Consider the following 12,025-nt stretch of genomic DNA (forward strand, 5'->3'; position numbering starts at 1 on the left):
TCTTAGCCAGCCCGAAACGTTGAAGCTTTGATTTGAAAAATCAATTAATCTAATCATTATTTGAGTCGAATAGGTATAAATACTCGCCGTAGCCTTGCTTTTCTAACTCATCAACAGGGATGAATCGCATGGCGGCTGAGTTCATACAGTAGCGCAGGCCCGTTGGTGCAGGACCATCTTTAAATACGTGCCCGAGGTGAGAATCAGCAAATCGACTTCTTACTTCGGTACGTGGGTAAAGTAGGTGATAATCGGTTTTCGTGACAATGTAACCTTCATTAATTGGCTTGGTAAAGCTTGGCCATCCTGTACCAGACTTATATTTGTCGGTAGAAGAAAACAGAGGCTCACCAGTCACGATATCAACATAAATACCTTGCTCTTTGTTGTCCCAATATTCGTTATTGAATGCGCGTTCAGTCCCTTCTTCTTGTGTCACGTAGTATTGAAGGTCCGTCAGCTTTGCTTTGATCTCTTTGTCAGACGGTTTGCTGTAAGCCTTAATGTTTGCAACGGCGTTTTTTTCATCAATCAATTGGCGCAGAGTGACAGGATTCTCTTCATGCTCATCACCGAATATGCCATCTAAGTATTGGTCACGACCAGACGCATAACGGTAGTAATTGTAGCGAAATTTGTTTCGCTTGTAGTAATCCTGATGGTAGTCTTCGGCAGGCCAAAACTTGGTGAATTTAATCAACTCTGTTTTGAGTGGTTTTTTGAAGATACCGAGTGCATCGATTTCAGCCATGAAGCTTTCAGCAATCTGCTTTTGTTGATCAGTATGGTAGAAGATAGCAGGGCGATAGTGGCGACCTCTATCGACGAATGAACCCTGATCGTCAGTCGGGTCAATGTGACGGAAAAATTGATCGAGGACTTGCTCATAGTTGACCGCTTTAGGGTCATACTTTACTTTAATAACTTCGATGTGTCCGGTTTTACCCGATGACACCTGTTTATAGGTTGGGTTATCAACATTTCCGCCAGCGTAGCCTGATACTACGTCCAAGACGCCAGGCAGTTTTTCAAGGTCCGATTCCGTGCACCAAAAGCAACCACCCGCAAGTGTTGCAACTTCATATCCTTTTGAAGTTTTTGTTTTAGGCATATCACTGTCCGCATTACCTACAAAAGAGGCAAGGACGGCAATAGCAGCAATAGCTGAGAAGGCAAACTTAAACTTCGTTTTCATATCAACCTCATCGATTATGTATCGGTATTGAGTAATAAGAACGGGCCACAAAAAGAAAAATTGCAGCGTATGTGAAGTTTTAGGCGATTAATTTTCAAAACGATCAAAAACGGCGTCTTAAAGACGCCGTTTTTACTGATTATTTTATGTGGGGAAAGTTATCAGCCTAGAGCAGGTAACACACCCATAGTGATAAGTAGCTGCGCACCAACAATACACACGCCAACAGTGCTCGTCACTGCGAGGCCAAGATTGCCGCCAATAACTTGGTAATGGTCTTGTTCAGATTGAGCGCGCGCTTTCTTCACCATCAGGATTGGTAGGAAGATAGCTAACACAACCAGTGCGATTGCCGCGTAGCCTAATGCCATGATAAAGCCTTGGGGGTAAAATAAAGCAAACCCCATTGGTGGTAAGAAAGTGACTGCGCCGATGACGACTCGTGAGTTACCTTTCCCTTGTTTTTTTAGGCTATCACCTAAGAATTCAAACAGACCTAAACTAACACCAAGGAATGAGGTAAGTAGCGCAAGGTCGGCGAATACACCGATGGTTTGGCCAAGGTTCGATTTATGAACGGTTGTAGCAAGCGTTGAAATAAGCGCACTTAAACCTTGGTTATAAAGCAGGGTAGATTGATTAACAACACCCAAAGTCACCAACTGCCAAAATACGTAGACGATTAACGGGATTGCTGAACCAATAAGGATAGCTTTACGTAGCGACGGCGTGTGTCCATCTAAGTAGTTAACAATCGCTGGGATACTGCCGTGAAAGCCGAATGACGTGAAAATTACCGGGATAGCAGCAATCACCAGGCCTTGCTCAACAGGCATACTTAGTAAGTATGACTCGGTGACGTTTGGGGCTAAAAAGGTCAGTACCATCGCCATCGCGACAATCTTAACTAAGAAAAGCACACGGTTTACTTTATCAACCGTTGATGTACCGATCGTTACCACAGCTGCAACGATGAAAGTAAACAGTAAGGTTGATGTGGTGTTGGAAACCTCGATTCCAGTAAAGCCTGAAATACGGTCAGCGAACTGTGAACCACCACCAGCAATGTATGCAGAACATAATGCGTAGAATAAGAACATCATCGCGAAGCTTGCTACCCATTTGCCTTTTTTACCCAAAAATTTGTTTGCTAAGGTGTGTAGGGTGGCATCTTGTTCTGCGTGTTGGTGAATTTCGATCATTAGTAGTGCGGTATAAGCCATTAGCGACCAGAGTGCGACCATGATGATTAGTGATGTTGTAAACCCAATTCCGGCTGAAGCGAGTGGTAGTGCCAACATACCAGCACCAATAGTAGTACCGGCGATGATCAAAGTACTACCCAATACCTTTGATTTATTCATTGTATATATTTCTTTACGTTATTATGGCGAAGGTTTAGTCATTTAGCCCGCGTGTGGCTGCATGAGCGAACGAAATAACTGCTTTTGAGCGCATTATTCAAGATAAAATGGATGATATCAAGCTAAATGTACGGATTATTTACCAGTGTTGTAAATTTAATTATACACTCGCTACTTCTGTTTTCACGTAAACGTTTACTTGAGATATGATTCAAACCATAGCCAGTTTTTACTTTCTCCTTTCAAAAAACTGTCATATAAGTGGTTTAAAAAGGAACACAAGTACCGCATATTGGTACTAAGGCCTTTGCCGGTCTTGAAACAATGTTTTAAAAGGAGGTCAGAATGAGTGACCAAACAATTAACGAAGAATGTCTTGAGCTACTTGATGCGATGGAAATTGGCTTTGAGCTCTCAGACTATGAGCAGTCAATTGAAGAACTCGCAGAAGAGATCTTTAAATAAATTCTTCGGAAATAGAAGCCACCATTTTGGTGGTTAACAGAAAGAGCCAGTGCAGATGCGCTGGCTTTGTGCTTTATACTACTAGGTAGTTCTCAATAACTGCCGACTAGGAATAACCTTGAATTATCTTGCTCACCTTCATATTGCCGATCATTGCCAGTCTAGTTTGCTTGGTAACTTGTTAGGTGACTTTGTCAGAGGTAATCCTGATAACCAGTTCTCTTCAGGTATATCTGAGGGGGTACGACTGCACCGTTTTGTCGATTCGTTTACAGATAGTCATCCATTGGTGATTGAGTCTAAGGGACACTTTCCTCAAGGAGTAAGACGCTTTTCAGGCATTGCATTGGATATGTTCTGGGATCACTGTCTAGCTAAACGTTGGTCTGAATTCCACTCTATGAAGTTGGATGGATTTTGTCAGTTTGCACAACAGAATGTTGAATCGGATGCGGTTACGACGTTACCTGAATCCTTTGTTCGTACCTCGACTGCGATGTGGGAGGGGCGTTGGTTAGAGTCTTATCAGCATATTGAAAATATCGAGCTTGCACTGCGCCGCATGTCTAGCCGAAGACCAACCATGAAAGTACTAGCAGAGTGTTTCCCTTACATTGAATCAAACTATCACCAACTTGATGAAGTATTTAGTGCCTTCTACCCTGAGATACTAACCGCTAGCAAAAGATTCTGATAGAATCGTCGACCTTGCAATTATAGGTAATTTACATGTCGACCGATTTCCAATCTCTTGGGCTGTGCTCAACTCTTTTAACTACGCTTGATAAGCTTAACTTTAAACAGCCGACTGAAGTTCAAAAGCACGCCATTCCACATGTGCTAGAAGGCCAAGATGTGCTTGCTGGCGCTCAAACCGGAACCGGGAAAACGGCGGCGTTTGGATTACCTATTATTCAACGTTTACTTGAGTCACAGAAGACTCGCGACATTCAAAGTAATGATGTACTCGCACTGGTTCTCGTACCGACTCGAGAGCTTGCACAACAAGTATTCGACAACATTACGTTGTATGCTCAGGATACCGACATAAAAGTCGTTACCGCTTATGGTGGCACAAGCATGAACGTGCAAACGCGCAACCTAGATCAGGGCTGCGATATCCTCATTGCGACGCCCGGTCGATTACTTGATCATCTGTTCTGCAAAAACATCAACCTGATTAAGACACAATACCTAGTCCTAGACGAAGCTGATCGCATGCTTGATATGGGCTTTATGCCAGACATCAAACGCATCCTTAAACGATGTAATGAAGAGCGCCAAACGATGTTCTTCTCAGCTACGTTTGATAAGCGCATCAAGACCATCGCTTATAAGATGCTTAGTGAGCCAGTTGAAGTTCAAGTAACGCCATCGAACAGTACCGCTGAAACCGTCAAGCAGATGGTCTACCCGGTGGATAAAAAGCGCAAAGCCGAGCTGTTAGCGTACCTAATTGGTTCACGCAACTGGCAACAAGTGCTCGTTTTTACAAAGACCAAGCAGGGCAGTGATGCTCTGGCAAAGGAGCTGAAACTTGATGGAATTAAAGCGGCATCAATCAATGGTGATAAAAGCCAAGGCGCGCGCCAAAAAGCGTTAGATGACTTTAAATCGGGCCAGGTGCGTGCACTCATCGCAACAGATGTTGCAGCGCGCGGGCTAGACATTCAGCAACTTGAACAGGTTGTTAACTTTGATATGCCTTACAAGGCTGAAGATTATGTCCACCGCATTGGTCGTACTGGCCGAGCGGGTAAAGAAGGCTTCGCGGTATCTTTAATGAGTCGTGATGAAGAGTATTTACTAGAGGCGATTGAACGTCTATTAGACAGTAAGTTACCTCAGGAATGGCTTGAAGGGTTCGAACCGAGCTTGATTGAAGAAGTTGAAACGGATCGCTCTCCAAAACGCAGAGGCCGAAACTCTGACAAGCGCAAAATGAAAGCTAAACTTAAGATTCATGCCAACCGTGGTAAAAAGCGCTAACCGTTAAGGAATAACAATGGCTGAGCAAAAGGATTTTGCTGATATTAAACTAGAGCTGCTCAGCCTTGATGACGCCGAGCAGTTGTTAACGTTTGAGCTAGAGAATAAAGGCTGGTTTGATACCTTTATTCCACCAAGGGAACAAGAGTTCTATTCTAACGAAGGTGTGCAAACTCATATTGAGCATTTCTTGCTTGAATACAAATGTCACCAGTTGCTACCACTCATCATTAAAACATCGATTGGAACTATCGCAGGTAGGCTTAACTTCACTAATGTCGATCTTAGAAAAGGCACTGCACATGTCGGTTATCGAGTGGGTAAAGCATTTACGTGTAAAGGGATCGCAAAAAGGGCACTGGCTAGGGGAATGTTCGTACTTAAAGGACGCGGTATTAAACGAATATTTGCTTATGCCGAAGTGAACAATATGGCGTCACAGAAAGTCTTAACATCTAACGGCTTCACTAAGGTTCGCGTAGTAGAAGATTACGCGAAATTGCATGGACAGAGTATTGATTGTATTGAATATACTTGTGTGTTGAAAAACGCTAACCCTCTATTTATCTAATTCTAAACAGAAAAGGCCCTCGCAATGAGGGCCTTTCGTTATTCTTTGGTTTGGTTTAAGCGTACTGTGCAACCATCGCATTCCAGCTCTTACGTTGAGCAGCAAGATCTTGTTTCATCTGCTGGTAACGTACTTTAAGAATCGAGCGTTCATACTTCTCTGCTAAGTTAACCTTTTTAGCCTCAAGAATTTGCTTTCTTATGTCGTAGTAATCGGACATTTTTGCAACGAGCGCATCAAACTCTTTGTTTAACGCTTCATTAAGCTGTTGGGCATTGGGCAGCTTGCTTACTTTCTGAGTCGCTTCAGTTAGCGATTGTTTAGCGCGAGCTTTCTCAATCTTAAGCTTAGGTGTTACGCGAAGTTTTTTGGTTAAACCGAACCAAGAGCACGACTTGATCAACCACTTAGTTGGATCATATTGCCACCAGTAAATACCGTTGCGGTAATCGTTTTCAAAGATGTGGTGGTAATTGTGGTAACCCTCACCAAAGGTAAATACCGCCAATACAGCATTGTCACGCGCGGTATTTTTTTTCGTATAAGGCTGTGAGCCCCAGATGTGCGCTAACGAGTTAATAAAGAATGTCGAGTGATGACTCAGTACCAAACGCAGTACTCCAACCACGAGTAGCATGCCAATCATATCGCCATAGATCACGCCCAGCAGGATTGGGAAACCAAAGTTGGTCGCAAGTGCCAATGGTACATAGTACTTGTGTTGCCACATCACGATCTTATCTTTCTGTAAATCACGGCAATTTGAATAGTCAGTATAGGTATTGGCATTGTACTCACGCAGCATCCAACCTATGTGAGAGAACCAAAAACCGCGTTTCGCTGAATAAGGATCTTTGTCGTTGTTGTCGACATGCTTATGGTGAATACGGTGATCAGAACTCCAATGCAGTGCACTATTTTGAAGGGCAAAAGCACCACCGATGGCAAAAAGAAAACGCAATGACCAATGTGCCTCAAATGTTTTGTGTGACCACAGTCTATGGTATCCAGCAGTAATCGATAGGTTACAAAATGAAAACGCAACGACAAACCAGATAAGGTGTTCAGCGCCATAGCCTAATGTGATTCCATACCAAGGCACAATGACAGTAGCGCCGATAAATGATGATAAAAAAATAAAGATGTTTAACCAAATCAGCGGTGGTTTACTAGAGCCAGACATGGTGAATTTCCTTTGAGCTAACAGTTGTACGCTAGAATATCAGCGTACATGTGTAAGTCAAACGGCACAGTTCAAATTTATGAGGGATAAACGAGGATATTTGGTAACGATTTGTAGCTTTTATAAGAGTGACTATGCATTACGAATGGGCAAAGTTTCAGAATGTTTGGCTTTTAGATAAATGTTTTATAGTATGAAGGGGCAAACAATCCTTACAGGAAGTAATAAGGTACTACAAATGGAATTAAAAGTAGCTGAATATAGCGACTATGAGCGCATTGCTACATTGCATGCAGAGAGCTGGAAGAAGTTTTACTATGGAATACTTGGTAAAGACTTCCTCGAAAATGATGTTCAAGACGAACGATCCGCAATTTGGCAAACTCGCCTGATTAACCCACCATTTAACCAACATGTCGTGATCCTTGAAGAGGGCGGGCTACTATGTGGCTTTATTTGCGCGTTTGGTAATCATGATTTTGAAAAGGGAACCATTATTGATGCTTTGCATATCGACCCTGCTTATCGAGGTCGTGGTTTAGGTGTGCGACTGTTGTCAGAAATGTCGAAGTGGATCGCTCAGTATTTCCCAGATAACGGCGTCTATCTAGAAGTGATGAAGGATAATAAACAAGCGGTGGATTTTTATGATCATCTAGGCGGAAAATGTGACCTAGAAAGGTTATGGAACGCACCTTGTGGTAACCAAGTACCAGAGCTTGTCTATACGTGGAGTTCTGGGCAAGAACTACTAGATTGTGTCGCTGGTCACATAAAGTCTGAGTCTGTAACAGCTTGATACACTTAAACTAATCCCCCTGATAATTCTCGGACATTCATTTTTAGACCGTTAGGTAGCTTTAGATAAGCCCATTTTTTTATTTATCTAACGGTCTATTCAATGAAAAAAACGTTACTCTTCACAGCACTAAGTAGTGCTCTTTTTCTCGTAGGATGCGGCGACAATACCCAAGGACAGAAACAATTACCGGCTCAACTCGTTGTAGCTGAGCAAGCTCAATTTACCCCTCACCAGCAGAGCAAGTCGTACATCGGACGTGTAGAAGCTGTTGAAGATACCAATATTACCGCTCAAGTGACTGGCTATCTAAAAGCGAGACATTTTGAGGAAGGTGAGATGGTCGAAAAGGGTCAGTTACTCTATTCAATCGAACCCTCGTCATTTGAAGCACAATTAGCAAGTGCGAAAGCGACGTTAGCTCAAGCAAGAGCGACGCTAAAGAAAGCGGAACTTGATTTCGAACGTGGCAAAAACCTGTTGCCAAAGGGCAGTATTTCTCAATCTGAATTCGATAACCTCAACGCAGCCTTACTAGGTGCCCAGGCGCAAGTTGAAGATGGAAAGGCTCAGACTCACCTCGCAGAGGTCAATCTCTCTTATACCCAAATTAAAGCGCCATTTGCGGGTCGCATTGCTCAAAGCAAGGTAAGTACCGGTGATTTGGTTTCTCCTCAATCAGGTATTCTCACCACGTTAGTGAGCTTAGACCCTGTCCACACAAGCTTTAGTATCAGTGAACGTGAGCGTTTAGAGCTAGGTATGGATAAAGTAAAGGGGGAAGGATCGGCTGACGCTGTAGAAGTGCAAGTGGTATTGGAAAATGGCCAGCCGTTTGAGCATTTAGGCAAGTTAGACTTCTTAGGTAATCGAATCGACCTAAATACCGGTACATTGGCAATGCGTGCGATTGTCGATAACCCTGACTATCGCTTACTGCCTGGTCAGCACATTCGTATCGAACTACGCGAAAAACAACCGATGGATGTTATTGTTATTCCTCGCCGCGCAGTACAAACCGACCTGGAAGGTAACTTTGTCATGGTTGTAGCAGAAGGAAACGTTGCAGAACGAAGAAACGTTGAACTTGGAAGACAGTTGGAGAAAGGAGTCATTGTCAGAAGTGGTATCAATGCGGATGAGCAAGTCATTACTCAAGGATTACAACGTATCCGTAATGGTGTTCCAGTTCGTTTTGAACAGCCACAATCGGCTGAATAGAGAGGTGTAAATGTTAAGTCGTTTCTTTATCCAGCGTCCTAAGTTTGCGCTGGTCATCTCGATCATATTGACTTTGGCGGGGGCGATCTCATTAGCGATCTTGCCTGTAGCTGAATACCCAAAAATCAGTCCTCCATCGGTGAGCGTGACTGCGTACTATACTGGCGCAAGTGCTGAAGTCGTCGAGCAGGCGATAGCAGACCCAATAGAAACGTCGGTCAATGGCGTCGAAAACATGATTTATATGTCTTCGAAAAGTGCTAATGACGGCTCATATAACCTCAACGTAACGTTTGACGTTGGTACTGACCCTGACATGGCTCAGGTCAACGTACAAAACCGTGTCTCTCAAATTGAGTCTAAGCTGCCTCAAGAAGTGCGCATGGTTGGTGTGACCGTTAAAAAGCGTTCACCTGACCTGTTGATGGTACTTAACTTCTATTCACCAGATGGTAAGTATGACGATCAATTCTTGATCAACTACATCAACCTCAACGTGAAAGACCAATTGGCTCGTGTTAAGGGTATTAGTGAAGTTAGCGTTATTGGTGGCGGTGAATACGCAATGCGTGTTTGGCTTGATCCTGAGAAAATGGCCAACTTAAAGCTAACCACGAGTGATGTATATGGCGCATTAGCGGAGCAAAACGTGCAGGTTGCTGCGGGGCGTGTCGGTGCGGCACCATACAGCGAAGCTCAAGAAGTGCAATTTAACCTAGTGACTAAAGGTCGATTGGAAAGTGTTGATGAGTTCGAGAATGTGGTACTACGCGCTAATCCTGATGGTTCTTCCGTTTACCTAAAAGACGTTGCACGCGTTGAGCTAGGTAAGAAGTTCTACGACGGTAGCGGTAAATTCCGTGGCCAAGATGCATCAATCGTTGCTTTGTCTCTTCAATCTGATGCTAACGCACTTGAAAGTGGTAAAGCGGTAATGGAACTGCTTGATAACTTGAGTGTGAATTTCCCAGAGGGGATGGCATATGAGACCAGTTATGATACGACAGTGTTTGTCGCTGAATCGATTAAAGGGGTAGTAAAAACGCTGCTGGAAGCGATTCTACTGGTTATTGCGGTGACTTACCTGTTCTTAGGTAGTGCGCGCGCAACACTGATTCCTGTTGTAGCGATTCCGGTTTCCTTGATTGGTACGTTTGCGATCATGCAGACGACAGGTTTCACGATTAATACGGTTACCTTGTTTGGTTTGATTCTCGCGATTGGTATCGTGGTTGATGACGCGATTCTAGTTATCGAAAACGTCGATACGACAATGGCAAAAGATCCTTCGTTGTCACCGCGTAAAGCAACCTTAATCGCGATGAAAGAGGTAACTGGACCAATCATCACCTCAACCTTGGTGCTATTGGCGGTATTCTTACCAGTAGCGATGCTTCCGGGAATCACAGGGATCATGTACCGTCAGTTCGCGCTGACGATCTGTATTTCAGTTGTTATCTCTTCTATTAATGCACTGACGCTGTCACCAGCACTGTGTTCATTAGTGTTGAAGCAGGGTGGTGGCAATACTTCTCGTTGGTTTACGGCATTTAACTCAGGCCTAGAGCGCATCACAGTACGTTATGGACAAATCGCGGGCTTCTTGGTTAAGAAGGCACTGCTTCTAGTGACGTTCTTCGTAGTGGCGGTAGGTGCTGTGACGTACTTCGCCAAGACCACTTCAACGGCGTTTGTACCACAAGAAGATAAAGGCATCTTATTAGTTAACGTTCAGTTGCCAGATGCGGCGTCGCTATCTCGTACTGAAGAGGTAACCGAACAGCTTATCGATATAGTCGAGCAAGAACCGGGTGTCGATGGTATTACTGTTGCCAACGGTTATGCATTTATGACTGGTGCTGCGGCATCTAACGGTGCATCACTATTTATCAAGCTACATGATTGGGACACAAGAAATAGCTTTGATGGTGACCATTCAGCTAACGCCATTGCACAGCGCATTAACGGACGTGCGGCAATGGAACTGCCACAAGCAATTGTGTTTGCCATGGGGCCACCAGCCGTTCCAGGAATGGGCGCTGCGTCAGGCTTTGAGTTTGTATTAGAAGATACGTTAGGTCGAAGCAGAACCGATCTGGCGATGGTGATGGGCCAGATGATTGAGGAAGCGAATAAGCAACCTGAAATCGGCTTCACCTTCAGTACGTTCCGCGCCAACGTGCCTCACTACTATGTTGATATCGACCGTGAGAAAGCGCAACAACTTGGTATTCCACTATCAAGTGTCTTCCAAACGCTACAGGGTAACTTAGGTTCCCTCTACGTGAATGACTTCACCATGTTCGGTAAGAACTTCCGCGTAACTATGCAAGCGGATGGGGAACACCGTAAAGGTATGGAAGACCTAGAGCGTTTCCACGTTCGTTCGTCAAGCGGTGAGATGATTCCTCTCAGCACATTGGTTAGGCACGATCAAATCTTTGAGCCTGATGTTGCTTGGCGATACAACATGTACCGCAGTGCCATTATCCAAGGTCAGCCAGCGCCGGGCTACTCAAGTGGTGATGCAATTGCCGCGATGGAACGCGTCGCAGCAGAGATACTTCCACAAGGATATCAATACGAGTGGACTGGTATGGCTTACCAAGAGGTATTAGCGGGTAACCAAGCTATCTTCGCTTTTGCACTCGCGTTGATCTTTATCTACTTGTTTATGGTCGCACAGTATGAGAGCTGGACGATTCCGCTCGCGATTATATTGGTAGTACCAATCGCGACCTTAGGTTCTTTCTTGGCTCTGAACTTAACAGGGACACCGTTGAACCTGTATGCACAGATAGGTTTAGTACTGCTCATAGCACTCGCAGCGAAGAACGCAATCTTGATTGTCGAATTCGCCAAAGTAGAGCGTGAAGAGAAAGATGTGCCAATTGATAAGGCGGCGGTAGAGGGGGGTAAACTGAGATTTAGAGCGGTAAACATGACGTCTTGGTCGTTTATCTTGGGTATTTTCCCACTGATCTTCGCGTCAGGCGCTGGCCATGTAAGCCAGAACTCATTGGGTATCTCTCTAATTGGTGGGCTTCTGTGTGTGCTGCTTGCGGGTACGTTCTTAATCCCAGGCTTCTATGCCATGGTTCAGCGTAAACGCGAAAAAGCACGTGGTGGCAATACTAAGTTGATCCCTTTAGATGACGAGTAAAGCTTTGTCCAATAATTAAGTGTATAAACAAAACCCTAGCGGAACTGCTAGGGTTTTTGTTAGAACTACATGATA

The 12,025-nt window shown here is 44.2% G+C and carries 9 protein-coding genes; 6 read left to right on the plus strand and 3 right to left on the minus strand.

The features are described 5' to 3' along the window. Nucleotides 1-49: 49 nt before the first annotated feature. Nucleotides 50-1,195: a peptide-methionine (R)-S-oxide reductase MsrB gene (msrB, locus tag ACU01J_RS08605; RefSeq protein ID WP_481085311.1), complete on the minus strand. Its 1,146-nt coding sequence runs from the start codon at nt 1,193-1,195 to the stop codon at nt 50-52. A gap of 161 nt (nt 1,196-1,356) precedes the next feature. Next, nucleotides 1,357-2,559: an aromatic amino acid transport family protein gene (locus tag ACU01J_RS08610; RefSeq protein ID WP_481085312.1), complete on the minus strand. Its 1,203-nt coding sequence runs from the start codon at nt 2,557-2,559 to the stop codon at nt 1,357-1,359. A 583-nt stretch (nt 2,560-3,142) separates the two neighbouring features. Between ACU01J_RS08610 and ACU01J_RS08615 the strand changes: the two genes are divergently transcribed. Genes ACU01J_RS08615 through ACU01J_RS08625 form a run of 3 tightly spaced genes read left to right on the plus strand, consistent with a single transcriptional unit; the run spans nt 3,143 to nt 5,584 of the window. Beyond that, nucleotides 3,143-3,718, plus strand: coding sequence for an acyl carrier protein phosphodiesterase (locus ACU01J_RS08615; RefSeq protein ID WP_481085313.1), 576 nt, complete (start codon nt 3,143-3,145; stop codon nt 3,716-3,718). A 35-nt stretch (nt 3,719-3,753) separates the two neighbouring features. Beyond that, entirely contained in the window at nt 3,754-5,013 is a 1,260-nt protein-coding gene (locus ACU01J_RS08620; RefSeq protein WP_481085314.1) for a DEAD/DEAH box helicase, read from the plus strand. 16 nt (nt 5,014-5,029) lie between these two features. Further along, nucleotides 5,030-5,584, plus strand: a complete 555-nt coding sequence (locus ACU01J_RS08625; protein WP_481085315.1) for a GNAT family N-acetyltransferase — start codon at nt 5,030-5,032, stop codon at nt 5,582-5,584. A 55-nt stretch (nt 5,585-5,639) separates the two neighbouring features. On the opposite strand, the gene ACU01J_RS08630 is transcribed toward ACU01J_RS08625, so the two are convergent. After that, nucleotides 5,640-6,767 carry a fatty acid desaturase gene (locus ACU01J_RS08630; RefSeq protein WP_481085316.1) on the minus strand — a complete coding sequence of 376 codons (1,128 nt, stop codon included), beginning with the start codon at nt 6,765-6,767 and terminating at the stop codon, nt 5,640-5,642. A 238-nt stretch (nt 6,768-7,005) separates the two neighbouring features. Here ACU01J_RS08630 and ACU01J_RS08635 point away from each other — a divergent pair, with 238 nt between their 5' ends. From ACU01J_RS08635 to ACU01J_RS08645, 3 genes are all read left to right on the plus strand, one after another. Beyond that, nucleotides 7,006-7,566 carry a GNAT family N-acetyltransferase gene (locus tag ACU01J_RS08635; RefSeq protein WP_481085317.1) on the plus strand — a complete coding sequence of 187 codons (561 nt, stop codon included), beginning with the start codon at nt 7,006-7,008 and terminating at the stop codon, nt 7,564-7,566. Nucleotides 7,567-7,668: 102 nt separating this feature from the next. Beyond that, nucleotides 7,669-8,787 (plus strand): efflux RND transporter periplasmic adaptor subunit, encoded by a 1,119-nt coding sequence (locus tag ACU01J_RS08640; protein ID WP_481085318.1) that lies wholly within the window; start codon nt 7,669-7,671, stop codon nt 8,785-8,787. A 10-nt stretch (nt 8,788-8,797) separates the two neighbouring features. Continuing rightward, nucleotides 8,798-11,950, plus strand: a complete 3,153-nt coding sequence (locus tag ACU01J_RS08645) for an efflux RND transporter permease subunit (RefSeq protein WP_481085319.1) — start codon at nt 8,798-8,800, stop codon at nt 11,948-11,950. Nucleotides 11,951-12,025: the final 75 nt, after the last annotated feature.

It is taken from the genome of Vibrio sp. 2433-A1, assembly GCF_056726085.1.